This window comes from Arthrobacter sp. P1_B3 (assembly GCF_056406615.1).
Genome location: NZ_JBFTZV010000012.1, coordinates 1 through 26671 on the forward strand (window position 1 = coordinate 1; position 26671 = coordinate 26671).

The following is a 26671-nucleotide window of genomic DNA, read 5'->3' on the forward strand; positions in this document are numbered from 1 at the left end:
CACCCGTTCGCCACTAATCACCGGTGCAAGCACCGGGTCATCGTTCGACTTGCATGTGTTAAGCACGCCGCCAGCGTTCATCCTGAGCCAGGATCAAACTCTCCGTTGAAGTAAAACAGACACAACCACCACCCCCGGGAAAACGGGAGAAAATGGCTGCACAAAATTTGAAACCAGCCAAAAACACCAGACCACACCACGGGGTGGCGGGCCCGGCACATTCAACCAATCCATTACAATAAATTGGTATCAACAAACTTGGCACACTATTGAGTTCTCAAACAACAGACACACCCGGCACCACCACAACCACATTTCGGTCGAGGATCGCTCCGGAGCAACTTTTCAAACTTACCCGGCCGCTTCACCCTAGTCAAATCGGCGATCCAAACTCAGTCTTGCCATAGGCTTCTGGGTCTTTGTGGCCGTTCAACTCCGGGGAGCAGCGCGGAAATAAACTCTACCACCACTTGGCTCCGCTGACAAAGCCGCCCGGAAGACGGCGCAGAAAAGCCCGGAATCACGGGGATTCCGGGCTCCTCAGGGTGCTCCTCGACGTCGGCCGGCCGGAAGATTGTCCGGGCGGTGCGCCCTAACCCGAGTGCGCCTAACCCAGCGGCTTGAAGTACGCCGCCCCGAGCGGAGGCAGGGTCACGACGAGCGCGGCCGGCTGTCCGTCGAGGCCGTCCTTCGTCGCAGTCAGGGTTCCGGTGTTCTCCACCCCGGAACCGCCATAGCTGGCGGCGTCGGTGTTGAGCACTTCCTGCCATTCGCCGGCCGCCGGGACGCCCAGGATGTAGTCCGTGTGCGGGCCGCCGGAGAAGTTCACGGCGCAGACCAGCGGGTTGCCGTCCGCATCGCGGCGGATGAACGTCAGCACGTTCCGGTCCGAGTCTCCCCCGTTGATCCACTGGAAGCCCTCGGGCTGGTTGTCCTGCTGGTACAGGGCCGGCGTGGAACGGTACAGCTCGTTGAGGTCCTTGGTCAGCAGCTGCATGCCGTTGTGTGCCGGGATGTCGGCGAGATACCAGTCCAGGCCGTACTGCTCCGACCACTCCGCTTCCTGGCCGAATTCGGTGCCCATGAAGATCAGCTGCTTGCCCGGGTGGGCCCACTGATAGCCCAGGAACGCGCGCAGGTTGGCCAACTGCTGCCACCGGTCCCCTGGCATTTTGCGCAGCATGGAGCCCTTGCCGTGCACCACTTCGTCATGGCTGATCGGCAGGAGGAAGTTTTCCGAGAAGGCATAGACCATCGAGAAGGTGATGGTGCCGTGGTGCCACCTGCGGTTGTACGGGTCCTCGGCCATGTACTGGAGCGAGTCATGCATCCAGCCCATGTTCCATTTGAGGCCGAAGCCCAGGCCGCCGCCGCTCGTGGGTGCGGTGACACCGGGGAATGCGGTGGATTCCTCGGCGATCATGACGGCACCGGGGTGGGTCTTGTAGACCGTGGCGTTGACCTCCTGGAGGAAGGAGATCGCCTCAAGGTTTTCGCGGCCGCCGAAGCGGTTGGGCTGCCATTGCCCCTCTTCGCGCGAGTAGTCGAGGTACAGCATGGAGGCGACGGCATCCACGCGCAGCCCGTCGATGTGGAACTCTTCGAGCCAGTACAGCGCGTTGGCCACCAGGAAGTTGCGCACCTCCGTGCGGCCGAAATCGAAGATCAGTGTTCCCCAGTCCGGGTGTTCGCCGAGGTTCGGATCGGCGTGCTCGTACAGGGGTTCGCCGTCGAACCGGGCCAGGGCCCACTCGTCCTTGGGGAAGTGTGCCGGAACCCAGTCAAGGAGGACGCCGATGCCGGCCTGGTGGAGTTCATCGACGAGGTGCCGGAATTCGTCCGGGTGCCCAAAGCGCGAGGTCGGCGCGAAGTAGGAGGTGACCTGGTACCCCCAGGAGCCGCCGAAGGGGTGCTCGGCCACAGGCATGAATTCCACGTGGGTGAAGCCGAGCCATTTGACGTACTCCACGAGTTCCTTGGCAAGTTCGCGGTAGCCCAGCCCCATTCGCCACGAGCCAAGGTGGACCTCGTAGACGCTCATGGGCGAGTTGTGGGGATCGCGCTCGGTGCGGGCCTGCATCCACTCGGCATCCTTGAAGACGTAGGAGGGCTCCACCACGCGGGAAGCCGTCAGGGGCGGGATTTCGGTCCCGAAGGCCAGCGGGTCCGCTTTCTCCACCCAGTATCCGTGCCGGGTCCTGATTTCAAACTTGTAGCACGCCCCTGCTACAACGCCTGGGATGAAGAGCTCCCAGACGCCGCTGGAACCCAGCGAGCGCATGGAGTGTTCCCGGCCGTCCCAGCCGTTGAAGTCACCCTTGACGCGCACTGCCTGGGCGTTCGGGGCCCAGACGGCGAAGGACACGCCGTCGACGTCGCCCAGCGAGGACTTGTAGTGCTGGACATGCGCGCCGAGAACATCCCACAGGCGCTCGTGCCGGCCCTCACCGATCAGGTGCAGGTCCACTTCGCCGATGGTCGGCAGGTAGCGATAGGGATCGTCCATGACCTGCGGTTCGTGGTCCTTGTACGTCACCTCGAGGCGGTAGTCCGGCACGTGGCCGCGCTCGATCGGTTCCATCACTGCCACCCACACGCCGTCCGCTTCGTGCGTCATGGGCACCGTGTCTGCCGAGGTCACGACGGAGACGGCTTCCGCAAGGTGCTTCACGGTCCGGATCGTGACGTGGCCGTGGTCATCAAGGTGGGCACCAAGGACCGAGTGGGGCGCATGGTGTTCGCCGGTCGCGACCCTCGCCAAGGTCTCAACGTCCACGGGCAGTGGTGCGCCGGGCCGATCGATACGTGCTGATCCTGTCATTTTTATACCTTCCGATGCGGTTTCGGCGGCGACGCCGGAACCTGTACTGCCGAGGAGACGACGCGATGCATTCACCGGAATGGGGAGCCAGTCCGGCCTGTTCCTTAGTTCGTAGATGACTTCATAGAGGGCTTTGTCGAGCCACAGCGCCACAAAGAGCGGCGAGTCGCGGTCGATGCTGCCTGGGATTACTTCGGCGTAGCCGGCCAGGAAGGCCTCAGCGCAGTCGTCCACCCAGGTCCCCGGCACCACGGCACCGGGATTTTCGCGGACCGCGGCACCGGCGGCGTAGTCGAAGGACCGCAGCATGCCCACGACGTCGCGAAGTGGGACGTCGGGGAAGCTGCGTTCGGAGATGGGGCGCAGAGGTTCGCCCTCGAAGTCGAGGATGGCCCAGCGCGGCGCCCCGGGCTCGCCCGGGACGGTACTGCCCTGGACCTGCAGGATCTGCCCGAGGTGGAGGTCGCCGTGGATACGCTGGAGCGGCCCGGCGCTGGCGCCTTCGAGCCGGCCGAGGAGACCGTCCAGCGCTTCTTCGTACGGCCCGACGGCGTTGGACGCCTGGGCCCAGGACTGGCGGACGCGCTGGGCTACTCCCGGAGCGATGTCCTGCCCCGGCGCAGATTCGGCGGCTGTGCCCAGTGCCTCGGCGAGCCTCCGGTGCACGGTGGCCGTCGCCGCGCCCAGAGCGTGGGCTTCGGCAGCGAACCCGATCCCCCGGCTGGCCGCATCCACGGCGAGCCGCCAGGCATCGAGTCCGCCGGCGAGGAATTCGTGCGCCACAGCGAGCTCGCCGCGGGCAGGACGGGCGGCTTCGGACGACTCCGCCCCGAGTGCAGCGGCCGGAGTCTCCCACTCGCCGGTTACCCAGCCCAGGGTTGCCGGGACCTCCTCGGTGCGCCCTGCCGTCAGCGCCGCACCGATTTCAACCTCGGGGTTCTGGCCTTCGGACAGCACGCGGAAGAACTTCACGATGGCGACTGTGCCGCCGTCGTCGTCGTCGACTATTACCGAACTGTTCGACTGCTCGCCGGCGAGCACCTTGACCTTGCCCGTTGCGAACGGCAGGCGGTAGCCGGAGTCCACCAGGTGGCCGGTGGCGTTCCCCGACGGCGTACTCCCGCCATGGCGCATGAGCTCCAGCCAGGCGGCGACGAAGGAGGCGTCATGGACGCCGTCGTAGACCCACCGGTGGGCGGCATCCGTGCGCGTGCCAGGAAGTTCGCCGATCAGCGCGCGCTCTGCACCCGGCAAGGGCTCTGGCCGGAAACTGAGCGGCACTTGGACGATGTCGGTCCGGCTGCCACCGGGTGTGGGGTAGGACACCGCAACCAGCAACACCTCAAATTCTGCCCCGCCGGGGGTACCCTCGCCCGTGGCGGTCTCAAGGCGCAGGCCGCCCGCCGGCTCGAAGGTGAACTCGGCAGTCTTGACGGGGAACCATCGCTGGCGCGGCAGCCAGGCGCCGAGCAGTCCGCTCAAGGCCGGGGCAAGGTTCGGTCGAGTCATTTTTCAACCCTCGATGGACAGGATAGGCATCGCCTGCGTGAACGGGGATGCCGGGTTGGAGGCGGCGGAACGGATCCGCAACCAGAAGAAATCGTGGCTGCCCAAGGTCAGCGTCAGCGCTCCGTCCTCGCCGATGGCCGGGAACGCCTGGCCGCCGAAGACGTCCCGAAGGCCCCTGCCGGCGAAGCTGGGCACGCGCAGCGTGGTCGCCACAGGGTGTTGGGAGAGGTTGAAGGCACAAAGGATGGTCTCGGCGTCCGCGCCTGCAGCGTTGCCTTCCGGGAGTTCACGCAGGTAAGCGAGGACGACGTCGTGGTCAGCCTCCACGTGCTTGAATGCGCCGAGTCCGAAGGCGGGGTGGTTCTTGCGGACGCTCAGGATCTGCCGGGTCCAGCGCAGCAGTGACCCCGAATGGGCGGCCTCGGCTTCCACGTTCGCCATGCTGTAGTTGTAGACCAGCGACTGGATCACTGGCAGGTACAGCTTGCCGGGGTCCGCACCGGAGAACCCGGCGTTTCGGTCGGGGTTCCATTGCATCGGGGTGCGGACGGCGTCGCGGTCCTCGAGCCAGATGTTGTCCCCCATCCCGATCTCGTCCCCGTAGTACAGGAACGGGCTGCCCGGCAGGGACAGCAGCAGGGCGTTGATGAGCTCGATTTCGGAGCGGGAGTTGTCCAGCAGCGGGGCCAGCCGGCGTCGGATGCCGATGTTGGCGCGCATGCGCGGATCCGGCGCGTACCAGCCGAGCATCGCGGCGCGCTCGTCGGAGGTGACCATTTCCAGCGTCAGTTCGTCGTGGTTGCGCAGGAACGTGCCCCACTGGGCGCCTTCGGGGATGTCAGGGGTGTCCTTCATCGTCTCGATGATGGGGGCCGCCTTCTGGTCACGCAGCGCGTAGTAGAGGCGCGGCATGATCGGGAAGTGGAACGCCATGTGGCACTCCGGTTCCTCTTCGGTGCCGAAGTACTCCACCACCTCGGCCGGCGGCTGGTTGGCCTCGGCAATGATTACCCGGCCCGGGTAGCTTTCATCGACCATCCGGCGCAGCTGGCGCAGGAATTCGTGGGTTTGGGGCAGGTTCTCGCAGTTGGTGCCTTCCTCCTCGAACAGGTACGGAATGGCGTCGGCCCGGAAGCCGTCGATGCCCTGGTCCAGCCAGAACCGCACGACGTCGAAGAGCGCGTCAATGACTTTGGGGTTCTCAAAGTTGAGGTCGGGCTGGTGGCTGAAGAACCGGTGCCAGAAGAACTGCCGGCGGATGGGGTCGAAGGTCCAGTTGGATTCCTCCGTGTCCACGAAGATGATGCGGGCGTCTTCATACTTCTCGTCCGTATCGCTCCAGACGTAGAAGTCGCCAAAGGGACCGTCGGGGTCCTTGCGCGACTCTTGGAACCAGGGGTGCTGGTCGGAGGTGTGGTTCAGCGGAAGGTCGATGATCACCCGGACGCCGCGGGCGTGCGCCTCCGCCACAAGCCGCTTGAAGTCGCTGATGGTGCCGAACTCGTCCAACACGGAGTTGTAGTCCGAGATGTCGTAGCCGCCGTCGCGCAGCGGTGACTGGAAGAACGGCGGGAGCCAGAGGCAGTCCACGCCCAGCCACTGCAGGTAGTCCAGTTTGTCGATCAGGCCGTGGAAATCGCCCGAGCCGTCTCCGTTTCCGTCGGCGAAGCCCCGGACGAGCACCTCGTAAAAGACCGCCTTGCGGTACCAGAGGGGATCATGCTGGAGCCCTGGAGCGTTCAGTTCAAAGCTCCCCCTCGGGCTGAAGTGCTGGCTGGGGTTCTGCGGGCTGAAACTCACTGGCACTACCTCCGGATGCTAAGAACGTGAACGGGCTCGACGTGCGGGTCCAGGCGGACGTAGTTGTATTCCCCCCATTCCCAACTCTCGCCGGTCAGCAGGTCATCAACCATGAAACGGCCGTTGTGCGTGAAGTTCTCCGGGTCCAGTTCCAGCGCCGGCAGGTCCAGGGAGACGGTGCTCTCCCGGGTGCCGTGCGGGTCCACGTTGACGACGATGATCAGGGTGTCCTTGGTCCCGTCAGGGAGGGTCTTGTGCTTGGAGTACACCACGGTGGAGCTGTCCGAGCTCTGGTGCACCGTCAGGTTCTGCAGATCTACCAGGGCCGGGTGCGCGTGGCGGATCGCGTTGAGCCGGGTCAGGTACGGGGCCAGGGTGCGCCCGGATTCGGCCGCCGCGTCCCAGTCGCGGGACTTGTACTCAAACTTCTCGTTGTCGATGTACTCCTCGGCGCCGGGACGTGCCACGTGTTCGTAGAGCTCAAAGCCGGCGTACACGCCCCAGATGGGGCTCGCCGTCGCGGCCAGGGCGGCACGGATCTTGAAGGCCGCCGGGCCGCCGAACTGCAGGTATTCGGTGAGGATGTCCGGGGTGTTGACGAAGAAGTTCGGCCGGAAGTAGGCCGCCGATTCGTGGCTGACCTCCTGGAAGTACTTCTCCAGTTCTTCCTTGGTGTTCCGCCAGGTGAAATACGTGTAGGACTGCTGGAAGCCGGCCCGGCCAAGAGCGTGCATCATGGCCGGGCGGGTGAATGCCTCGGCCAGGAAGACGACGTCGGGGTGCTTCTTATTGACCTTGCCAATCAGCCATTCCCAGAACCACACGGGTTTGGTGTGCGGATTGTCCACCCGGAAAACCTTGACGCCGTGGCTGACCCAGAGCATGACGATCCGGAGAATTTCGTTGGACAGCCCGGCGGGGTCGTTGTCGAAATTCAGCGGGAAAATGTCCTGGTATTTCTTCGGCGGATTCTCTGCGTAGGCAATAGTCCCATCGACGCGCGTGGTGAACCATTCCGGATGGCTTTGCACCCACGGGTGGTCCGGCGCAGCTTGCAGCGCCAGGTCCAAGGCCACTTCCAGTCCCAGTTCGCCGGCCCGCGCCACAAAGGCGTCGAAGTCCTCGAAGGTGCCCAGGTCCGGGTGGATGGCGTCGTGGCCGCCCTCATGGGACCCGATGGCCCACGGCGAACCGGGATCATGCGGCCCGGCGATCAGGGTGTTGTTCGGTCCCTTGCGGTGCTGGACACCGATCGGGTGGATCGGCGGCATGTAGATGATGTCAAAACCCATGGCGGCGACGGCGTCGAGGCGCTGCGCGGCGGTGCGGAAGGTACCGGAGGTCCATTCCCCCGTTTCGTGGTTGCGCACAGCACCTTCGGAACGCGGAAAGAATTCGTACCAGGCGCCGGACCCGGCAAGCGTTCGCTCCACCAGCAGCGGGTAGGGCTCGGAAACCGTCACAAATTCACGGATGGGCTGGCGTTCGACGACGGCAGCCACGTCGGCGCCGAAGCCAGCGGCGAGGCGCTCCTCGGGTGTCCGGGAAGTATCGGAGAGGACGACGACGGCCATCCGCAGCGTCCGGCGGTCACCGGAGGGGCGCGAGGCGTCCTCGGAGGCCTCCGCCAGCAGTGCGGCACCTTCGGCCAGCATGAGCTCGACGTCGATGCCGGCCTCCACCTTGACCTCGGCGTTGTGGTGCCAGGTGCCGTAGCGGTCGTGCCAGGCCTCGATGACGAAGGACCAGTTGCCGGTGGCGGGCGGGGTCAGGAGGCCTTCCCAGCGGTCCGTGCCCATTCCTCGCGGTCCGCGCGGCGGGGCGAGGCGGACCCGCTGCCGCTCTTTGCCGCGGGGGTCGAGCAGGACGGCGCTGACGCCGAGCTGATCGTGTCCCTCCCGAAACGCGGTGGCTCCCACGACAATGGTTTGGCCCTCGACGGCTTTGGCGGGGAACTTTCCGCCGTCCACCGAAGGCCGCACGGCGGTGATCGGAAAGCGGCCAAATCGAAGGCCATCCGTGATCAGGGCCTTGGGCTTTTGCTTGGACACGGCGCTGGTTCGCGAGTTATTCGTCACAGCCTCGACGTTATCTACAAAACGGCCAGAATGCTAAGCCCTCGAACGTTTTCCGGAGGTTTCCGGTTCTGGTCGGACCGATATTCGTCATTTACAGGAAAGAATCTTAAAGCGGTTCCGGGGCAACGACTTGTCCGTTAGTGTTTCGCAGGTGAAGGCAATCCGCAGATTTACTGTCCGAACCGTTCTCCCGGAGTCGATCCGGCCGCTGGCCCGGCTCGCCACCAATCTCCGGTGGTCCTGGCATCGGCCCACCCGGGAGCTTTTTGAGGGGCTCAATCCCGGGATCTGGGCGGAGAGCGCCCACGACCCCGTGACTTTTCTCGGCCTGGTAAGCCGGGAAGAGCTGCAGCGCCTCGCGGCGGACCAGGACGTTGTGCAGCGTGTTCATGCCGCAGCCGACGACCTCGACCAGTACCTGGAACAGCCACGCTGGTACCAGAGCCTGGGCGACGGCGCACCGGCGTGCATCGCCTACTTCTCGCCCGAATTCGGCATCACCGAGGTCCTGCCGCAGTACTCTGGCGGCCTTGGCATCCTGGCCGGAGACCACCTGAAAGCGGCCTCGGATCTTGGCGTGCCGCTGATCGGCGTCGGCCTCCTGTACCAGGCCGGCTACTTCAAGCAGTCGCTGTCCCGGGACGCCTGGCAGCAGGAAACTTACCCGGTCCTCGACCCGGACGGGCTCCCCCTGACGCTCCTGCGCGAGGCCGCCCCGGACGGCAACGGCAAACCGATCCAGATTTCCCTTCCCCTCCCCAACGGTCGGCGCCTGCTGGCGCACGTGTGGCGGGCCGACGTCGGACGCGTTCCGCTGCTGCTGCTGGATTCCAACGTTCCGGGCAATGACGAATCCGCCCGCGGCATCACCGACCGCCTGTACGGCGGCGGCGGTGACCACCGGCTGCAGCAGGAACTCCTGCTGGGCATGGGCGGGGTCAAGGCGCTGCGCGAGTTCCAGCGGCTCACGGGCGTCCCCGCGCCGGAGGTCTTCCACACCAACGAAGGCCACGCCGGGTTCCTCGGCGTCGAGCGGATCCAGGAATTGATGTCCGGCCCGGAGCCGCTCAGCTGGGAGGAAGCCCTGGCCGCCGGGCGGGCGTCCACGGTGTTCACCACCCACACGCCGGTCCCGGCGGGCATCGACCGTTTCGAGATCTCCCAGATCCAGCACTTCTTCGAAGCCGGACTCGCCCCGGACGTCCCGGTCGCAAAGATCCTGGATCTGGGCCGTGAGGACTTCGCCGACGGCAACCCGTTCGTGTTCAACATGGCCGTCATGGGACTGCGGCTGGCCCAGCGGGCCAACGGTGTGGCCAAACTGCACGGCGTAGTCTCCCGCGGAATGTTCTCCGCCCTCTGGCCGGGCTTCGACCACTCCGAAATCCCCATCACGTCCGTCACTAACGGCGTGCACGTCCCCACCTGGGTGGACCCCCGGATCTCCGCGTTGGCGCGGGACCAGTTCGGCACCGAAGCGGAGGCGCAGGGCCGTTGGGACCTGGCCTACAACGTCACCGACGAGGATCTCTGGGCATTGCGGCGCGAGATGCGGGTCTCGTTGGTGGATGATGTACGCCGCCGGCTCCGGGCCGCCTGGAAGAAGCGCGGCGCGGCCGACGCCGAGCTGGCGTGGACGGACTCCGTCCTGGACCCGGACGTCCTGACCATTGGCTTTGCCCGCCGCGTGCCGACCTACAAGCGGCTGACCCTGATGCTGCGCGACCCCGAACGGCTCAAGGCGCTGCTGCTGCACAAGACGCACCCAATCCAGCTGGTCATCGCCGGGAAGTCGCATCCGGCCGACGACGCCGGCAAGAAGATGATCCAGGACCTGGTCCGGTTCACCGACGATCCCGCTGTGCGGCACCGGATCGCGTTCCTGCCCAACTACGACATCGCCATGGCCCGGACGCTGTTCCCCGGCTGTGATGTGTGGCTGAACAACCCGCTGCGCCCCCTGGAGGCTTGTGGAACGTCCGGCATGAAGGCTGCCCTGAACGGTTCGCTGAACCTCTCGGTCATGGACGGCTGGTGGGACGAGATGTACGACGGCGAGAACGGCTGGGCGATCCCGACCGCCAACAACGACGCTTCCCCGGAAGAACGTGACGACATCGAGGCGGCGGCACTGTACGAGCTGCTCGAGACGCAGGTGGCACCGCGGTTCTACGGGCTGACCGTGTCCGACGCGGCCGGAGCCGCGGGACCGTCCCAGCCCGGCCCGCAGAAGGTTCCCACCCACTGGGTCTCCATGATCAAGCACACCATGTCCCACCTTGGCCCGGCGGTTTCCGCGGAACGGATGCTCCGGGACTACGTCAACGTGCTGTACCGGCCCGCCGCGATCGCAGGACGCCGCGCGGTGGCCGATAGCTACGCCCAGGCCAAGGCGCTGGCGGCGTGGACCTCTCGGATCCGGGCCGCCTGGCCGCAGATCCAGGTGGAACACGTCGACTCGGTGGGGGTCTCCGAGGACCCGCAGATCGGCGACCTGCTGCAGGTCAATGCGTACGTGGCCCTGCGTGAGCTCTCCCCGGACGACGTCTATGTTGAAGTGGCCTACGGCCGGGCCGAGGACACGGACGAGCTGACGGACATCACGGTCGCGGAGCTGAAGGCCGCCGAAGACCTCGGCAAGGGCCGGCACCTCTTCAGCGGCACGCTGGTGATCGACCGTTCGGGGTCCTTCGGCTACACCGTGCGCGTGCTCCCCAAGAATGAGGCGCTGGCGTCCAAAGCGGAACTTGGCCTGATCGTCAACGCCTGATCGTCAGCGCCTGATCGTCAAGGCCTGATGTCGGCTAGAGGCAGACGGCGATGACGTCCAGGCTCTTGCCGGCGTAGCCTTCGGCGTCCTGCAGCGTTTCGCAGATGACGGCGAAGGAGCGGTCCGCTCGGAGGGCGGCAGGCACCTGCCAGATAAAGGTGACGGGGGCCTCGCCGTCGTCCGTCACGGCATCCGCGACGTCGTGCAGCGAATCGTGCAGGGCATCCAGGTCCGTGCCATAGTCGTCCGGGACGTCCAGGAGCTCGCCGAACGTGTCCAGGACCGCCTGCTTGGTATCGGCGGCGGGGACCACCAGGGCGCGGCGGCCGGCGTCGTCGATTTGCGCCGTGAGTTCTTCGATGGTCCAGGTCTCAGCCGAGTAAATCTTCATGGGGTCCTTAATCTCGAAATAATTAGGTGCGGTAAATATTGATGGTGTTGGCCTGGACGAGGTCCCGCTCACCGGAGGCAACTCGGGCGCCCTGACGCCGGTCATGGAGTTCGGAAGTGGTCACGCGAAGCTCGAAGAGCCGGTGTCCGGTGCCGTCCTCGTTACTGAGCTGCGGCGGCAACGTGACCTTGACGTCGTCGGCGCCGCCGTTGACCACCACGAGGCCGTCGATGTGCCCGTCGTCGGAGCCGAGCAGGAGCTGGATCACGCGGTGGCCGGGGTCATGCCACGTGTCGGCTGACATGGGCTTGCCGTCCACATCGAACCAGTGGAAGTAGGACTGGTTGTCGCGCGCCGGATAATCATGCGGCTGGCTGGCCAGGAACTCCTTGCGAAGCCGGATGACGCGCTTGGTGGTGCGCAGCATCGCGTGGGATTCGGTGGTGCTGGTCCAGTCGATCCAGGTGAGGGCGTTGTCCTGGCAGTAGGCGTTGTTGTTGCCCTGCTGGGTCCGGCAGATCTCGTCCCCGGCGGTGATCATGGGCACGCCCTGGGAAATCATGAGGCAGGCCATCAGGTTCCGCCGGCTTTGGGCGCGCCGGGCGAGGATGTCGCCGTCTTCCGTGGGGCCCTCGAAGCCGTGGTTGTAGCTGCGGTTGTCGCCGTGGCCGTCCCGGTTCTGCTCACCGTTGACCTCGTTGTGCTTGCGGTCGTACGCCGTCAGATCGGCCAGGGTGAAGCCGTCGTGGGCCGTGACCAGGTTCAGCGAGGCAAGCCGGGACCGGCCCGAAGACTCGAACAGCCGGGCCGAACCAGAGAGAGCGTCCGCGAGGCGGGCCACCGGCCCGCCGCTGCCGCCGCCGTCGATCGCGGCGCGGTCAGCCAACCAAAAGCTGCGGACGGCGTCGCGGAAATGGTCGTTCCAGTCCACCCATCCTGCCGGAAACCGGCCGGTCTGCCAGCCGCCGTAGCCAACGTCCCAGGGTTCGGAAATCAACTTCACGCCGGACAGGACAGGATCGGCGCCCACCGCGACGAGGAAGGGGTGCCGCGGATCGAATTCGTTGGCGCTGTTGCGGCAAAGCGTGACGGCAAGGTCAAAGCGGAAGCCATCGATGTGGAACTCGCTCACCCAGTAGCGCAGGGAATCCAGCACCAGCTGCACCACGCGGGGTTCGCCGAAGTTCAGGCTGTTGCCGCAGCCCGTGGTGTCGACATACTTGCCGTGGCCGTCGTTGCGGTAGTACTGCATCTCGCCCAGGCCGCGGAAGCTCAGGGTGGGACCGTCCGTGCCGCCCTCGGCGGTGTGGTTGTACACGACGTCGAGGATGACCTCGAGCCCGGCGGCATGCAGCAGCTTGACCATGCCCTTGAACTCGTCCTGGACCGCATGGGCGCCGGCGGCCTGGGCGGCCTCGGTGGCGTAGCCGGGGTGCGGTGCGAAAAAGGCGGCCGTGTTGTAGCCCCAGTAGTTCGTCAGCCCGAGCTGCTGCAGGTGCGGCTCATCCACGTGGAAATGGACGGGCAGGAGCTGGATCGCCGTGACGCCCAGCGAGATCAGGTGCTCGATCATGGCCGGGTGGGCCATCCCGGCGTAGGTCCCCTGCAATTCCTCCGGAATATCCGGGTGAAGCTTCGTCTGGCCGCGGACGTGGGCCTCGTAGACGATGGTGTTGCGCCACGGGACGCGGGGGCTGCGGTCCAGGCCCCAGTCAAAGTCGCTGCCGACCCGGACACTGGTGATCAGGCCCTCACGTTCGTCGACGGCCCGCCCGTAAGGGTCCATCAACAGCGGCTGCTCGCCGACGGCATCAAAATCGGTGGCGGGCATGGACAGCGGCAGGGCCTCGTGTTCCGGGGAGGACCGGAAACCGTAGCGCGAACCGGCGGGAATGCCCTCCACAATGCCGTGGTGGACGCCGTCGGTGTAATTGGGCAGGGTCTTTACCTGCCAGGTACCCCCGGGCGCCTGATACGCGATCTCCAGGGTGGTCACGCCGGGCGCGTAGACGGCCACGTTGGCGAACTCACCCCGGGGATCGTCCACTGCCGGTGAGCCGGTGTGCGGAATGCTGATCCCCAGCGGAAACGCCCGCGAAGCGTCTACGGTGGAAGCTGTATCTATGTAAGACATAACCATTGCTTAAAGCTTAGCCGGGCCGGACAAATGGCCCCCGTTTTCGTTTTCATGACGTTTTGCAGTGTACGGACCGCCGCACTGCATACTGTAATGGAGCGCCGAGTTGGAGGTAATTGTGCGCGTTGCATTAGCCCAAATCATCACCGGCCGCGATCTGGCCGCGAACCTGGCCCTCGTGGACGCCTACACGCGCCAGGCCAAGGCCGGCGGCGCGGACCTGGTGGTGTTCCCCGAAGCCACCATGCGGGCCTTCGGCAATTCGCTCCTGGATATCGCCGAGCCTCTGGACGGCCCATGGGCTGCACGCGTGCGCGCCCTCGCCGCGGAACTCGGCATCGTGATCGTCGCCGGGATGTTCACCCCGGGCACGGCCGGTCACGGCTCCAAGGTGCGCAACACCCTGCTGGTCACCGGCCCCGGCCTCGAGGCCAGCTACGACAAAATCCACCTGTTCGATGCCTTCGGTTTCGCCGAATCGGACACGGTTGACGCTGGCACCGCCCCCGTCACGTTCGAGCTCGACGGCGTGACCTTCGGCCTCGCCACGTGCTACGACGTCCGCTTCCCGGACCTGTTCACGGAAAACGCGGATCGCGGCGCCGACGTCAACATTGTGTGCGCCTCCTGGGGTTCGGGCCCCGGCAAGGCCGATCAGTGGAAGCTCCTGGCCCGCGCCCGCGCCCTGGACTCCACCACTCTGGTCCTCGCCTGCGGCCAGGGCGACCCCGCCAGCGTCGGTCACCCGGTCAAGGGTTCCGCCCCCACCGGCGTCGGGCACTCCGTGGTGGTCTCCCCCATGGGCGACATCCTGCAAGAGCTCGACGGCGCCCCGGGCCTGCTGTTCGCCGACCTCGACACCGCCACCGTCAAGGAAGCCCGAACCAAACTCCCGGTCCTAGTCAACCGCCACAAGTTCTAAGAACTCGGCTACGGTTCGCCGTGGTCAGGTCTTCCGTGGTTACGTCCCGCGGTCACCGGCGCCTTTCCCGTGGTCACCTCCGCAGGCAACGGCGCCCTGCCGTCGCTTAGGGGTCAGCCCCCTTCCTCCCGCCGCCTACTTCGGCCGCGGCCGGCTTCATTCGGCTCTGGTCGGCGATGCGCTCCTTAGCAAGACACCGCTGCCCGCTCGAATTCAGCCCAACCCGCGTCTAGCACTTCGGTATTCACAACGACTTCCGCGGCCTATTCAGCCTGGCGACGCGCAAACGCCCTGGTGCTAGGGGTATTCGGGTCGCGGGAAGAGATCAGCGCGTCGCAGAGGGAAATGCGCGTCGCAGGAAGGAACGTGCGTCCTGCGTCGATGTACTTCGGAGGAACATCAGAACCGAGGAGAACCCCGATTCTGAGCATTAAAGGCAACTGCTCCCTCACGAGATGAACTGCTCCCCAGAAGCTGGAACTGAATATCTCAGTCCAACTTCCGGGGAGCAGTTCAAGAAGTGAGGGAGCGTTGGCCGACCTACGACGAAACGTGAGGCAGCGTTTGACGTTTTACGACGAAAGGTGAGCGAGGCTCATCGCCGGAACCGGAGTTTTGCTAAGGAGCGCATCGCCGACCGGAACCGCGTAAGGCCGCCAGCGGCCGCACGAGGTGCAGGGAGGAAGGACAGCCCCGAGGGCCCCGAACTGAGCTTGCGAAGTTTGGGAAGGGGCTGACCGCTAAGCGACGGCAAAACTTTGGTTGCGGCGGACCCAGCCACGACTCCGGTTACGGCGGACCCAACCGCAACGAGCGCTGCGGCGGGCCCGATACCGAGCTAACGCTGATTACTTTGCGGCGCGCTGGCGGGAGATTTCGTAGAGGGAGATGCCGACTGCCATGGAGGCGTTGAGTGATTCCATGGCGGAGTCGATCGGGATGGAGACGATCTGGTCGCAGTTTTCGCGGACCAGGCGGCTCAGGCCCTTGCCCTCGGAACCAACGACAATGCACACCGGTTCGGTTGCCAGGGCGAGCTCGGGCAGCGAGACGTCGCCGTCGCCGTCGAGACCCAGGACGTAGATGCCCATGTTCTTGAAGGCCTTGAGCGTGTTGTTCAGGTTGGCCGCGCGTGCGACGGGGACGCGGACGGCCGCGCCGGCGCTGGTCTTCCAGGCCGAGGCCGTGACACCCACGGAGCGGCGTTCCGGGACGATGACGCCGTGGCCGCTGAAGGCCGAGACGGAGCGGATGATCGCGCCGAGGTTGCGGGGATCGGTGATGCCGTCGAGGGCAACGAAGAGCGGGGCGTTGGCTACGTGGCCCTTCTTCCAGGCCTCGATCGTCTCTTCGGCGAGCTCGTATGCGTCCTGGTATTCGTACGGCGGGATCTGCAGCACGAGGCCCTGGTGGATGGCGTCGTCGGTCATGCGGTCGAGCTCGGGCTTGCCGGTTTCCATCAGCGGGATGCCGCGTTCGGCGGCGAGCTTCAGGGATTCCTTGACGCGGTCGTCCATTTCGATGCGGACGGCGACGTGCAGGGCCTTGGCCGGGATGCCGGCACGCAGGGCTTCGACCACGGAGTTGCGGCCGGTGACGACCTCTTCCGTGGCGCGGCCCTTGGGTCCGGAGCGGCCGGTGCGGGCGGCGGCGCTGGTGGTGCGGCTTCCGCTGGCGCGCTTGGCTTCGGAGCGTTCCGAGAGCTGCTTGTTCTTGAACGCCTTGTGGTAGGGGCGGTCCTCCGCCTTCGGCGTGGGGCCCTTGCCCTCAAGTGCCTTGCGGCCGTGACCGCCGGTTCCGACGGAGGGGCCCTTCTTCAATTTGACCGAGCGGCGACCGTTGTTGGCCATGAGTTTCACCCTTTAAATACGCGATTCGTTGATAAGTCTGACCTCCAGTCTACTGACTCGAGTAAAATCCTCGACCGGAAGGGACGACGACGGCCCACTTCTCCGGCCGCCGTCAACGAGGATCAGCCGCGCTTGAGGCTCCAGCTCGCCCCGTCCGGGCCGTCCTCGACGACGACGCCGGCGGCGGCGAGCGTATCGCGGATGGCGTCCGAGGCGGCCCAGTCCTTGGCCGCCCGGGCGTGGGCCCGCGCCGTCAGCTGCGCCTCGACCAGAACGCCAAGGGCGGTGTTGGCCTGTTCGTCGGCGGCCGGTGTCGCGGTGGCGTTGAGGCCGAGAACGTCCACCATGGCGGTGACGCTGGCGAGTGCCTGCCCCGCGGCGTCGAGGTCTCCTTCGGTGAGCGCGGTGTTGCCGGCGCGGACGGTGTCGTGCAGGACGGCGAGGGCCTGCGGCACGTTGAGGTCATCGTCCATGGCGGCCGCGAAGGCATCCGGAACTGTGCCGTAGCTGAAGAAGCCGACGGCGCCGTCGTGCGTCGTCGCGCTCCGAAGTGCGCGGCTGATGAACCCGTCAATGCGTTCGACGGCGGCGGCGGCTTCCTGCAGGGAGGTCGGCTGGTAGTCCAGCACGGACCGGTACTGCGCCTGCCCGAGGTAGTACCGGACAACCCGCGGCGGGGCGAGTTCGAGCATTTCGGCCGGGCTGACGGTGTTGCCGATGGACTTGGACATCTTTTCGCCGGCGTAGGTGACCATGCCGTTGTGCATCCAGAAGTTGGCGAAGCCGTGGCCGGCCGCCTGGGATTGTGCCATTTCGTTTTCGTGGTGCGGGAAGCGCAGGTCCAGTCCGCCACCGTGGATGTCGAACTCGGTGCCGAGGTACTTGGTGACCATCGCGGAGCATTCGAGGTGCCAGCCCGGGCGGCCGGGGCCCCACGGGGAGGACCAGCTCGCCGTCGTCGGCTCCCCGTCCTTGTAGCCCTTCCACAGCGCGAAGTCGCGCGGGTCCCGCTTACCGCGCGGGTCGGCGTCCGCGGCACCCTGCATGTCGTCGAGTTTTTGGCGCGTCAGGGTGCCGTACTTGGACCAGGAACGCACGTCGAAGTAGACGTCGCCGGAGTCGTCGAGGGCCGGGTAGGCGTGGCCGCGGTCGATCAGCTGCTGGATGAGGGCATGCATTTCCGGGATGTGGCCGGTGGCGCGGGGCTCATAGGTGGGACGGGAGACGCCCAGGGTGTCGTAGGCCTTGAGGAATTCCTGCTCGTAGCGGTAGGCGAGGGCCCACCATTCCTCGTTGCGCTGGGCTCCGGGCTCGTCCTCAAAATCGGGGCCGAAGGACGCGGCGGACTTGGCGAGGATCTTGTCGTCGATGTCGGTGACGTTGCGGACCGCCGTCACGCGGAAGCCGCGGTACTGCAGCCAGCGGGTCAGCTGGTCGAACGCGATGGCTGAGCGGATGTGGCCGACATGCGGCATGCCCTGCACGGTGGCTCCGCAGTAGTACAGGCTCACGTGGCCAGGTACCAGGGGGACGAAGTCGCGGACTTCGGCGGATGCAGTGTCGTAAAAGCGCAGGGTCACCGCTCCAGATTAGCCGATGGCGCTCCGCGGCCTTACCGGCGGCATTGCTGGCGGCGTTACTGACGCTTTGCTGGCGACCGGGAATCTGGAACCACCGCTCCGGCAACCTACTTGCAGTATTGCCCGATCTTGTTGATCTGCTCCGTGAGCTGGGCGGTCTGTTCGTCGGTCTTGGTTCCCGTGGGGCTTGCCGCGACCTGCTTCATGATCTCGGCCATCTGTTGGATGGGGGCGCCCACTTCCGGCGCCACCTTGTCCGCAACTTCCTGGTAGTGCTGGCCAATCTGCCCGGCCTGCTCCTTCGCGTTCCCGGTAGGCACGAAGGTATCGGTGTTGAGGAACTTGCAGCTTTCCTCGACACTCATCTTTGGCGTGGGGCTGGGCGTCGCCGTCGAGCCGGCACAGCCGCTCAGCATGGTCCCTGCCACGAGTACGACGGCGGTCAGCAGCTTTTTCACGGCAGGTCTCCTGGCTGTTTGGAACTGGCGGTCAGGCTTGGTCTTCACCCTCAAGCCTAGGGGACCGGGGCTGGGAGCGTTTAACCCTGCAGTGGCTGGCCTGCGGTGTTTAACTTCCTGTGACTAACCTGCGGTGGTTAGCTGGCCGGATAGACGAGCGCTGTTGCGACGGCCGAGATCCCCTCGCCCCGGCCGGTGAATCCGAGTCCGTCGCTCGTGGTGGCGGTGACGCTGACCGGCGCTGCGGCAGCGTCGCTGAGGACACGCTGGGATTCCTCCCGCCGCGGGCCGAATTTGGGCCGGTTGGCCACGAACTGGACGGCGATATTGCCGATTTCGAATCCGTGGGCGCGAACAATCCTGGCGGCCTCGGCCAGCAGGGTCACGCCGGACGCCCCGGCATATTCGGGCCGGTCCGTACCGAAATGCGTGCCCAGGTCCCCGATCCCGCAGGCCGAGAAGAGCGCGTCGGCCGCGGCGTGCGCCACGGGGTCACCGTCGGAATGGCCGGACAGTCCCCGCTCCCCCTCCCAGAAGAGGCCGCCGAGCCACAACGGCTGGGGCTTGTCTTCGGCGGCGAAGGCATGGACGTCGATCCCGATCCCGGTCCTGGGGATCAGCGGCGCATTGGTGGACATGCTCATCCCTCCACCCAGCGCGCGCCCAAGGGGCCTTCGAGGAGGCCTTCGGCCAGGATCAGGTCCAGGGGCGTGGTGATCTTCAGGGATTGGCTGGCGCCGCGAACGGCGTGGACGGGGACGCCGATGAGCTCCACGAGCATCGCGTCGTCCGTGACGAGGGCCGCCTGGCCGGCGTCGAACCCGGCGGCAGCCTCGTGGGCGCGCTTAAGGGTGGCGAAGGCGAATCCCTGCGGCGTCTGCACGGCGCGGAGCGACTCCCGGGGCGCTGTCCCGGTGACCAGTTCGGGGGCCACCGCGGCGCCGTCGCCGGTGGTCGGTTCGACGGTCTTGACCGTGTCGACAACCGGTATCACCGGAATGACGGCCGAGGCGCCGGCGCCAAGCGCCGCTGCCACCCGGTGGAAGACCGCCTCCGGAGCCAGTGCCCGGGCGGCGTCGTGGACCAGGACTGATTCGGTACCAGGCAGCAGGGCCGCCATCGCGGCACGGACCGAATCGGCGCGGTTCGCACCGCCGTCGACGACAGTCACGACCGGAACCTGGACGCCGTAAGGGGACTCCGCGGTGCGCACCTGCCCGGCCGCAAGCTCTTGCGTGAAGGCCTCGCACAGCGCCCGCAGCTCGGTGTCTCCCGGGGGGATCGCAATGCAGATCTGCTGCGCGATCCCCGCGGCTGCCACGCCGCGCAGGGCGTGGGTGAGGATGCTGTCCCCGCCGAGAGGCACTTTAGCTTTCGGCATGCCGTAGCCCAGGCGCTGGCCGGAGCCGGCGGCCACCACAATGACCGCAGTGGCGGGACCGGCCGGTGACGTTTTCGTCGGTGCAGTATCCATGGGCACAAGACTACGTCCCCGCGCCTCGGAGCATCCCGTTGCGCTAGCACTTGTGGCTGTTCCGGGGCACCCAGGGCAGCCACAACTGATAGCGCAACCGAGGGGCGGCGGCTGAAAAAGGGCAAAAAGAAGCCCCGGCGGCCTTACGCCACCGGGGTTCGATTCTTATCTGCGCCGGCCCTGCTGGGGCCGGCCCTGTGTTAGGAAGCCAGGACCTCGTCGAGAACGCTTGCAGCCTTCTCTTCATCAGTCTTTTCAGCCAGTGCCAGTTCCGAAATCAGGATCTGGCGGGCCTTGGCCAGCATGCGCTTCTCTCCTGCGGAGAGACCCCGGTCGTGATCACGGCGCCAGAGGTCGCGAACGACCTCGGCTACCTTGATGACGTCACCGGAAGCAAGCTTTTCCAGGTTTGCCTTGTAACGACGCGACCAGTTGGTGGGTTCTTCAGTGAACTCGGCCCGCAGCACATCGAACACATGCTCCAAGCCTTCTTTGCCCACTACGTCCCGAACCCCAACCAGGTCAACGTTTTCTGCTGGAACTTCAATGGTCAGATCACCCTGAGCCACCTTGAGCTTGAGATACATCTTCTCTTCGCCCTTGACGGTGCGCATCTTGATTTCTTCAATTTTCGCTGCACCGTGGTGAGGGTAAACTACTGTCTCGCCGACCTCAAAAACCATGTGGACATTCCCCTTTCCCGCAGACCAGTTTATCACGATTAAGGCATACAACTGGCATCTAAACGTGCCGGGAACCGCATGAATCCGGGGAAAATGGCCGCAATCCACCCCCTCAAACCCCTTGACGAATGCGGATAATAGTGCCTGCAGCCTTAACTGCCAAGAGGTTTCCGGCCCCCGCCAAGCCGGGTCTCGTCGCCGGAGACGCACGGCTACCCGCGCTTGTGTGTAGGCGCCGAATCCTTGTTTGAGGCCGATTGCGGCTAGGCTATGGCTGAATAATGTTTCAAGACTCTCAAGGAGTGCGTGACGTGCGTTTCACTGCGATGAACCGGGGCCAGCGCGGCAAGCTGGCAATGGCAACGGCGGCACTTGGCATCGGCCTGCTGTCCCTGACCGGCTGCGGCTACCTCAACGCCCAGCAGACCACGGCGCAGTACTCGGCCTCGGACGGAACCCGGACTGATCTCGGTGCGCTGCAGCTGCGCAACTTCATCATCATCTCCGATGGCGAGGACAAACCGGGCCGCGTGATCGGCGCCGTGTACAACACGTCCTCCAACGACGTGGTGCTGACCATTAAGGGTGCGGAGGGCTCGCAGACCCAGGTTCCGGTCAAGCAGAATTCCTACACCATGCTCAATGATTCCACGGACGCCGCGATCCTGAGCACCTCCGGAGCCAAGCCGGGCGCGATGGCGGAAGTCACCATCTCCGAGGACGGCACCAACAAGGACGCCATGTTCAAGGTTCCGGTCCTGGACGGGACGATCGTCGACTACAAGACGTACCTGCCGACGCCGGAGCCCACCGCCGCCAGCACGGCATCGTCGTCCGAGACGGCAACCTCGACCGAGACGGCCACGCCGACGCCGAGCAGCACCGCCGGCCACTAGCCCAGCGGCTGGACCTATGCAAAAGGAGGGGCACCTGCCGGTGCCCCTCCTTTTGCATGTCCCTGGACTTGCTGCCCGGGACGTCCAACTGCGTGGACGTCCAACTGCGTGGACTTCCAGCTGCCCGGCCGGGCCGCCGGGCAGCTTCGTCCGGCTTTAGGGCTCGAACTTGTAACCCAGCCCGCGGACCGTGATCAGGTACCGCGGCGCGGAGGCATCCGGCTCGATCTTGCTGCGCAGCCGCTTGACGTGGACGTCAAGGGTCTTGGTGTCCCCCACATAATCGGAGCCCCAGACCCTGTCGATCAGCTGACCGCGGGTCAGGACCCGGCCGGAGTTCCGCAGCAGCATTTCCAGCAGCTCGAACTCTTTGAGCGGCAAGGCGATCTGCTCGCCCCCGACGCTCACCACATGGCGTTCAATGTCCATCCGGACAGGACCGGCCTGCACCGTGCTGGAGACGAGTTCCTCCGGCTCGCTCTGGCGCCGCAGGACGGCACGGACCCGGGCCACGAGTTCCCGCGAGGAGTAGGGCTTGGTGACGTAGTCGTCGGCGCCCAGTTCCAGCCCCACCACCTTGTCGATTTCCGAGTCCTTGGCCGTCAGCATGATCACGGGCACACCGGAGCGCTGCCGGAGTTGGCGGCAGACCTCCGTGCCGGACTGGCCCGGCAGCTGCAGGTCCAGGAGTACGAGATCGGCGCCGTTGCGGTCGAATTCGGTGATGGCGTCCAGTCCGTTGTCCACCACCTCGACTTCGAACCCTTCTTTACCCAACAGATAGGACAGGGGGTCGCTGAAGGACTCCTCGTCCTCGACAATCAGAATCCGGCTCAAGCGGTAGCTCCTTGCTCATGGACGCCGGCGGCGTCACGTCGTTGCGGTCTGGGGTCCCGGCTGGAGGTGTGGGCCGCGGGCTTGCCCGCATCAGAGGCGTCGCCGTCGTCCTGCCCTTCCATCTCGGGAAGTCGAATGGTGAACGTGGAACCCTGGCCGAGCTGGGACCACAGGGTCACCTCGCCGCCGTGGTTGGAAATGACGTGCTTGACGATGCTCAGGCCAAGCCCCGTGCCTCCGGTCTGCCGGGAGCGGGCAGCGTCCACGCGGTAGAAGCGCTCGAAGACGCGCTCCTGGTCCTCGGCGCTGAGCCCGTCGCCCTGATCCGTCACCGAGACCGCCACGAGGCCGTCCTTGGCCCGGATGCCCACACCCACCTTGGTGTTCTCCGGCGAGTAGCGGATGGCGTTGTCGATCAGGTTGCGCAGGGCGGTGACGAGGAGGTCCTGGTCGCCGTAGACCATGGCGTCGGCGTGCCCGCCGACCACCAGCTGGATGTTCTTGCTCTCGGCCGGCAGCTGGGAGCGGTCCACGGCCTCACTGACCACAGTGTTGATGTCCACCGGGCGGCCCTGCTGCGCGACGTTGGCGCCCTGGAGCCGGGAGAGTTCGATGATGTCCTGGACCAGGGCCGCAAGCCGGGTCGATTCCTTATGCATGCGCTTGGCGAACCGCTTGACCGCCTCGGGGTCGTCGGCGGACGACTCGAGCGCCTCGGCCAGGAGCGAGATCGCCCCGACCGGTGTCTTCAGTTCGTGGGAGACATTCGCGACAAAGTCGTTGCGGACTTCCTCCGTGCGGGTGAATTCCGTCCGGTCATCGGCCAGCAGGAGGATGTATTCCTCCGTGATGACGGCGGCCCGGACCTGGACCACGATCGTTCCCTGTCCGAGCGGGCCGCGCGGCAGCTCCAGCTGCTTTTCGAGGATGACACCGTCCCGCCGCACCTTGGCCGTCATCTCCAGCAACTGCTGGTGCACCACGGTGTGCCCGCGGACCAAGCCATAGGCGTATGCGGCCGGGCTGGCGCGGACCACGCCGTCGATCGCGTCAACCACCACGAAAGCGCGGCCGAGGACGGCGAGCACCTCCGCGGCACCCTCGGGCAGCGAGGGGTCGTCGACGTCGACGTCCACAATGTGCCGCTGCTGCTCACTCACCCGGAACGCGAGTACGCCGAACATGCCAAACGAGAGGCCGATCAGGCCGGCGATCACGCCGATGAGCATTGGATCCACGGCTCCAGCTTATGCTCTGCCACACGACCGAAACCGAAATCTCCTGCGATTCGGGCGCCGGTTCAGCTAACGTTCACCTATTGGGGCGTAACAGTTCACCGGATACTGAAAGAGTTGACAGTTGGAGCGCCGGTAGGTGAACCGAAATAGGCCCGCCGCTTCGACTGCAGGCAATATTTCCGAGGAAAGGACGCACACGTGCGTAAGGTTTTTCAGGAGGAGCTCGCCCAGGTAAGGGAACAGCTCGTCGAGATCTCAGCGTTGGTCACAGAGGCCATCGACAAGGCCACGACAGCTTTCGAGGGCGCCGATATCGACCTCGCCGAGGACGTGATTGCCGCCGATGCCCGCATCGACTTCCTGCAGAACAGCCTCGACGAGCGCGCCATCGACATCCTTGCCCTCCAGGGTCCGGTGGCGAGCGATCTGCGCATGCTGGTTGGTTCGCTCCGGATGAGCGCCTCGCTGGAGCGCATGGGCGACCTCGCCCGCCACCTGGCCCAGCTGGCGCGTCTGCGCTACCCGGAGTCAGTGGTTCCGGATCAGCTGCGGGAGACTTTCAAGAGCTTCGCGGAACTGGACCTGCTGATCGCCCAGAAGCTCACGGAACTGCTGGCAACCCGCGACCTCGGCGTGGCCCGGGAAATCATGAAGGCCAACAGCGAGGTCAACGACCTTCACCTGAGCGTTTTCAAGGCGATCGCGCGCAGCGACTGGCAGGAGTCGCCGGCCACGACGGTGGACGTTGCCCTGGCCAGCCGCTACTTTGAGCGCTTCGCCGACCACGGCGTCTCGGTTGCCCAGAAGGTCACGTACCTCGTCACCGGCGCGTGGCAGCCGAACAGCATCGAACACATCTGACGCCGGCCCCGCGCTGACACAACCGCGCTGGGGCAACTGCGCTGACACAACGACGGCGTCCGGTCACCTTGGGGGTGGCCGGACGCCGTTGTTTGTATCCTTTGCGCTTGGCGCCGTTCGGGGCGGGAACCGCCTACTTCTTGCCTTGGTTGGCAACTGCCTTGATGGCCTCGGCGGCGGCCTCGGGGTCGAGGTAGGTGCCGCCCGGGTTCAGCGGCTTGAAGTCCTCATCCAGTTCGTAGACCAGCGGGATGCCGGTGGGGATGTTCAGTGCGGCGATGTCCTCGTCGCTGATCCCGTCAAGGTGCTTGACGAGGGCGCGGAGCGAGTTGCCGTGGGCAGTGACCAGGACGGTCTTCCCAGCCCTGAGGTCTTCCTTGATGTCCGATTCCCAGTACGGCATGAGCCGGATCAGGACATCCTTGAGGCATTCGGTGCGCGGGACGGCGTCGCCGAGGTCCGCGTAGCGCGGGTCCCCCACCTGGGAGAACTCGGAATCGTCGGCCAGGGGCGGCGGCGGGGTGTCGTAGGACCGGCGCCACAGCATGAACTGCTCCTCGCCGAATTCGGCGAGGGTCTGGGCCTTGTCTTTGCCCTGCAGTGCGCCGTAGTGGCGCTCGTTGAGCCGCCAGTCACGCTTGACGTCGATCCAGCCGCGGTCGGCCTTTTCCAGTGCCATGTTCGCCGTGTTGATGGCCCGCTTCAACCGTGAGGTGTAGAGGATGTCGGGGAGGATGTTGTTCTCCACGAGCAGCTCGCCGCCGCGCACGGCCTCGGCACGGCCCTGGTCGTTGAGGTCAACGTCCACCCAGCCGGTGAAGAGGTTCTTGGCATTCCAGTCGCTGTGGCCGTGGCGCAGCAGAATCAGCTTGTAAGTCATGGTTTTCATCCTAGCCGAGCGGTCGGCGGCGGTGCCGTGCGTTACACGCCGCGCGGTTGACGGCCGGGTTTCACCACGCCCTCACCGCAATGCACGGTCACCTCGCGCCCATCCCGCGGCTCACCATGGCCACAAGTGACCCCGCGTTGGAGGATAGGCTTGGGCGGTGGTGCAGAAGGCTGAACGGGTGCTGTCCCCCCGGAACCAGGGCGGAACGAGAAGCGGCGCGCGCGGCGGCAGGCCCGTGGGCAACGTGACCCGCGGCACCACGAACCCCAACCGGATGCGCCGGGTGGACCGCTGGCTGACCGGGCCGCAGGCGTGGCGGCTGCGCGCCGCGGCCCATCCCCTCGCCGTCGACCTCGGCTACGGCGCCTCGCCGGCCACCGCCGTCGAACTCTTCGAACGCCTCGCGGGGGTCCGCGCGGACATGCAGATGGTGGGGATCGAAATCGAACCGGAGCGTGTCCGGCAGGCCCAAGCTCTTGAACGGCCCGGCCTGATGTTCCAGCTGGGCGGCTTCGAGCTGCCGGTGACCGGAAATCCCGTGTTGGTCCGCGCCTTCAACGTGCTGCGGCAGTACGAGGAAGCCGACGTGGCCGGCATCTGGCAGCTGGTGCAGGACCGTCTCGCTCCGGGCGGGCTGTTCATCGACGGCACGTGCGATGAAATCGGGCGCCGAGCGGCCTGGGTGGCGCTCGACGTCGAGCGGCCGCTGAGCCTGAGCGTGTCCATGCGGTTCGGTGCTTTCGCGCTGCCCTCAGACGTCGCCGAAAGGCTGCCGAAGGCCCTGATCCACCGCAACGTGCCCGGCGAGAAGATCCACGCCTACCTGCAGGCAATGGACAAGGCCTGGCTGGAAGCGGCGCCGCTGGCGTCGTTCGGCAGCCGGCAGCGCTTCACAGCAATGTGCCGTGCACTGCTAGACGCCGGCTGGCCCATCCAGGACGGCCCGTCCCGCTGGCGGCTGGGCGAAGTAACGGTCAGCTGGGAAGCCGTGGCCCCGGGAAGCTAGCCGGTTCCGGATCTCAGCGAGCCTGCGAGCTGAGGGGGCTGGTGCTGGGCCCACGCCGGCAGGGTTCCCTCAGCGAGCCTGCGAGCTGAGGGGGCTGGTGGGGATCACCAGGGCCCGTAGGGGCCCATGTTGCTGCCGCGGCCGCGGCCGGCGTCCTTGACCGCGGGGCGGACATCGGCGAGGTACACGGACGCGGCCGTCACCGCCGCAAGGCCGAAAATGCCAAGCGAACTGGCGCCGCCACCGCTGCCCAACTGCGAGAGCAGGGAGAACAGGCCCACGGCGAACGCGCCGCCGGTCAGGGCCAGCCAGAAGGTCTTGGTCCGCTTCGATACGGCCTCGAACGCGTTGGCCTTGTGCCGGAGGCAATCGAAAAACGCCCACGCCTCCAAGGCAAAGGCCACCACGGCAAGGACCAGGTAAACCCCGGATTCGACAAAGTAAATCAGCATGCGTCCGTCCACTCCCCCA

Annotated in this window: 20 protein-coding genes and 1 rRNA gene; 5 read left to right on the top strand and 16 right to left on the bottom strand. The window is 66.0% G+C overall.

What is annotated here, in order from left to right; genetic code table 11:
* The 4 genes from AC1D2F_RS13810 to AC1D2F_RS13825 all read right to left on the bottom strand — a co-directional run.
* Positions 1-109 (bottom strand): 16S ribosomal RNA (locus AC1D2F_RS13810); the annotation flags it as partial.
* Positions 110-607: 498 nt separating this feature from the next.
* Complete coding sequence (locus AC1D2F_RS13815; protein ID WP_476966954.1) at positions 608-4330, bottom strand: 1,4-alpha-glucan branching enzyme; 3723 nt, start codon at positions 4328-4330, stop codon at positions 608-610.
* 3 nt (positions 4331-4333) lie between these two features.
* On the bottom strand, positions 4334-6130 hold the full coding sequence (treS, locus tag AC1D2F_RS13820) for a maltose alpha-D-glucosyltransferase (protein WP_229992773.1): 1797 nt from the start codon (positions 6128-6130) through the stop codon (positions 4334-4336).
* A gap of 5 nt (positions 6131-6135) precedes the next feature.
* Positions 6136-8208 carry an alpha-1,4-glucan--maltose-1-phosphate maltosyltransferase gene (locus AC1D2F_RS13825; protein WP_476966955.1) on the bottom strand — a complete coding sequence of 691 codons (2073 nt, stop codon included), beginning with the start codon at positions 8206-8208 and terminating at the stop codon, positions 6136-6138.
* Between the two features lie 151 nt (positions 8209-8359).
* Here AC1D2F_RS13825 and glgP point away from each other — a divergent pair, with 151 nt between their 5' ends.
* Complete coding sequence (glgP, locus tag AC1D2F_RS13830) at positions 8360-10978, top strand: alpha-glucan family phosphorylase (protein ID WP_229992771.1); 2619 nt, start codon at positions 8360-8362, stop codon at positions 10976-10978.
* 34 nt (positions 10979-11012) lie between these two features.
* Here glgP and AC1D2F_RS13835 read toward each other — a convergent pair whose 3' ends face one another.
* Together AC1D2F_RS13835 and glgX are read right to left on the bottom strand one after the other, a co-directional pair.
* Positions 11013-11369, bottom strand: a complete 357-nt coding sequence (locus tag AC1D2F_RS13835) for a barstar family protein (protein ID WP_229992770.1) — start codon at positions 11367-11369, stop codon at positions 11013-11015.
* Positions 11370-11391: 22 nt separating this feature from the next.
* A complete protein-coding gene (gene glgX / locus AC1D2F_RS13840; protein ID WP_364748159.1) occupies positions 11392-13509 on the bottom strand; it encodes a glycogen debranching protein GlgX in 2118 nt (705 codons plus the stop codon).
* 115 nt (positions 13510-13624) lie between these two features.
* Here glgX and AC1D2F_RS13845 point away from each other — a divergent pair, with 115 nt between their 5' ends.
* Positions 13625-14428: a carbon-nitrogen hydrolase family protein gene (locus tag AC1D2F_RS13845; protein WP_229992768.1), complete on the top strand. Its 804-nt coding sequence runs from the start codon at positions 13625-13627 to the stop codon at positions 14426-14428.
* An 848-nt stretch (positions 14429-15276) separates the two neighbouring features.
* Here the strand turns inward: AC1D2F_RS13845 and rlmB are convergent.
* The 6 genes from rlmB to AC1D2F_RS13875 form a co-directional block, all read right to left on the bottom strand.
* The gene (gene rlmB, locus AC1D2F_RS13850) at positions 15277-16278 is read right to left on the bottom strand and encodes a 23S rRNA (guanosine(2251)-2'-O)-methyltransferase RlmB (protein WP_229992767.1); all 1002 of its coding nucleotides are present in this window, start codon (positions 16276-16278) and stop codon (positions 15277-15279) included.
* Between the two features lie 122 nt (positions 16279-16400).
* Complete coding sequence (gene cysS / locus AC1D2F_RS13855) at positions 16401-17858, bottom strand: cysteine--tRNA ligase (protein ID WP_229992766.1); 1458 nt, start codon at positions 17856-17858, stop codon at positions 16401-16403.
* A gap of 107 nt (positions 17859-17965) precedes the next feature.
* Positions 17966-18316, bottom strand: coding sequence for a hypothetical protein (locus AC1D2F_RS13860; RefSeq protein WP_229992765.1), 351 nt, complete (start codon positions 18314-18316; stop codon positions 17966-17968).
* Positions 18317-18453: 137 nt separating this feature from the next.
* Complete coding sequence (ispF, locus tag AC1D2F_RS13865) at positions 18454-18960, bottom strand: 2-C-methyl-D-erythritol 2,4-cyclodiphosphate synthase (RefSeq protein WP_229992764.1); 507 nt, start codon at positions 18958-18960, stop codon at positions 18454-18456.
* A complete protein-coding gene (gene ispD / locus AC1D2F_RS13870; RefSeq protein ID WP_229992763.1) occupies positions 18957-19790 on the bottom strand; it encodes a 2-C-methyl-D-erythritol 4-phosphate cytidylyltransferase in 834 nt (277 codons plus the stop codon). The genes ispF and ispD overlap by 4 nt, the downstream gene beginning before the upstream one ends.
* Before the next feature lie 200 nt (positions 19791-19990).
* The gene (locus AC1D2F_RS13875; protein ID WP_026266570.1) at positions 19991-20473 is read right to left on the bottom strand and encodes a CarD family transcriptional regulator; all 483 of its coding nucleotides are present in this window, start codon (positions 20471-20473) and stop codon (positions 19991-19993) included.
* 326 nt (positions 20474-20799) lie between these two features.
* Here AC1D2F_RS13875 and AC1D2F_RS13880 point away from each other — a divergent pair, with 326 nt between their 5' ends.
* Positions 20800-21369 carry a hypothetical protein gene (locus AC1D2F_RS13880; RefSeq protein ID WP_229992779.1) on the top strand — a complete coding sequence of 190 codons (570 nt, stop codon included), beginning with the start codon at positions 20800-20802 and terminating at the stop codon, positions 21367-21369.
* Between the two features lie 156 nt (positions 21370-21525).
* On the opposite strand, the gene AC1D2F_RS13885 is transcribed toward AC1D2F_RS13880, so the two are convergent.
* The gene (locus AC1D2F_RS13885) at positions 21526-22206 is read right to left on the bottom strand and encodes a response regulator transcription factor (RefSeq protein WP_090583992.1); all 681 of its coding nucleotides are present in this window, start codon (positions 22204-22206) and stop codon (positions 21526-21528) included.
* Positions 22203-23435: a sensor histidine kinase gene (locus tag AC1D2F_RS13890; RefSeq protein WP_229992778.1), complete on the bottom strand. Its 1233-nt coding sequence runs from the start codon at positions 23433-23435 to the stop codon at positions 22203-22205. The genes AC1D2F_RS13885 and AC1D2F_RS13890 overlap by 4 nt, the downstream gene beginning before the upstream one ends.
* A 207-nt stretch (positions 23436-23642) precedes the next feature.
* Between AC1D2F_RS13890 and phoU the strand changes: the two genes are divergently transcribed.
* Entirely contained in the window at positions 23643-24305 is a 663-nt protein-coding gene (gene phoU, locus AC1D2F_RS13895) for a phosphate signaling complex protein PhoU (RefSeq protein ID WP_229992762.1), read from the top strand.
* 133 nt (positions 24306-24438) lie between these two features.
* Here phoU and AC1D2F_RS13900 read toward each other — a convergent pair whose 3' ends face one another.
* Positions 24439-25185 (bottom strand): phosphoglyceromutase, encoded by a 747-nt coding sequence (locus tag AC1D2F_RS13900; RefSeq protein WP_229992761.1) that lies wholly within the window; start codon positions 25183-25185, stop codon positions 24439-24441.
* A 166-nt stretch (positions 25186-25351) separates the two neighbouring features.
* Here AC1D2F_RS13900 and AC1D2F_RS13905 point away from each other — a divergent pair, with 166 nt between their 5' ends.
* On the top strand, positions 25352-26200 hold the full coding sequence (locus AC1D2F_RS13905) for a class I SAM-dependent methyltransferase (RefSeq protein ID WP_229992760.1): 849 nt from the start codon (positions 25352-25354) through the stop codon (positions 26198-26200).
* A 104-nt stretch (positions 26201-26304) separates the two neighbouring features.
* On the opposite strand, the gene AC1D2F_RS13910 is transcribed toward AC1D2F_RS13905, so the two are convergent.
* Entirely contained in the window at positions 26305-26664 is a 360-nt protein-coding gene (locus AC1D2F_RS13910) for a DUF2516 family protein (RefSeq protein WP_229992759.1), read from the bottom strand.
* Positions 26665-26671: the final 7 nt, after the last annotated feature.

Excerpts from the sequence above, each read along its gene's own strand:
- AC1D2F_RS13815 (WP_476966954.1), bottom strand. The coding sequence starts at position 4,330 with ATGACTCGACCGAACCTTGCCCCGGCCTTGAGCGGACTGCTCGGCGCC.
- AC1D2F_RS13835 (WP_229992770.1), bottom strand. The coding sequence starts at position 11,369 with ATGAAGATTTACTCGGCTGAGACCTGGACCATCGAAGAACTCACGGCG.
- glgX (WP_364748159.1), bottom strand. The coding sequence starts at position 13,509 with ATGGTTATGTCTTACATAGATACAGCTTCCACCGTAGACGCTTCGCGG.
- rlmB (WP_229992767.1), bottom strand. The coding sequence starts at position 16,278 with ATGGCCAACAACGGTCGCCGCTCGGTCAAATTGAAGAAGGGCCCCTCC.
- ispF (WP_229992764.1), bottom strand. The coding sequence starts at position 18,960 with ATGAGCATGTCCACCAATGCGCCGCTGATCCCCAGGACCGGGATCGGG.
- ispD (WP_229992763.1), bottom strand. The coding sequence starts at position 19,790 with ATGGATACTGCACCGACGAAAACGTCACCGGCCGGTCCCGCCACTGCG.
- AC1D2F_RS13875 (WP_026266570.1), bottom strand. The coding sequence starts at position 20,473 with ATGGTTTTTGAGGTCGGCGAGACAGTAGTTTACCCTCACCACGGTGCA.
- AC1D2F_RS13880 (WP_229992779.1), top strand. The coding sequence starts at position 20,800 with ATGAACCGGGGCCAGCGCGGCAAGCTGGCAATGGCAACGGCGGCACTT.
- AC1D2F_RS13890 (WP_229992778.1), bottom strand. The coding sequence starts at position 23,435 with ATGCTCATCGGCGTGATCGCCGGCCTGATCGGCCTCTCGTTTGGCATG.
- AC1D2F_RS13900 (WP_229992761.1), bottom strand. The coding sequence starts at position 25,185 with ATGACTTACAAGCTGATTCTGCTGCGCCACGGCCACAGCGACTGGAAT.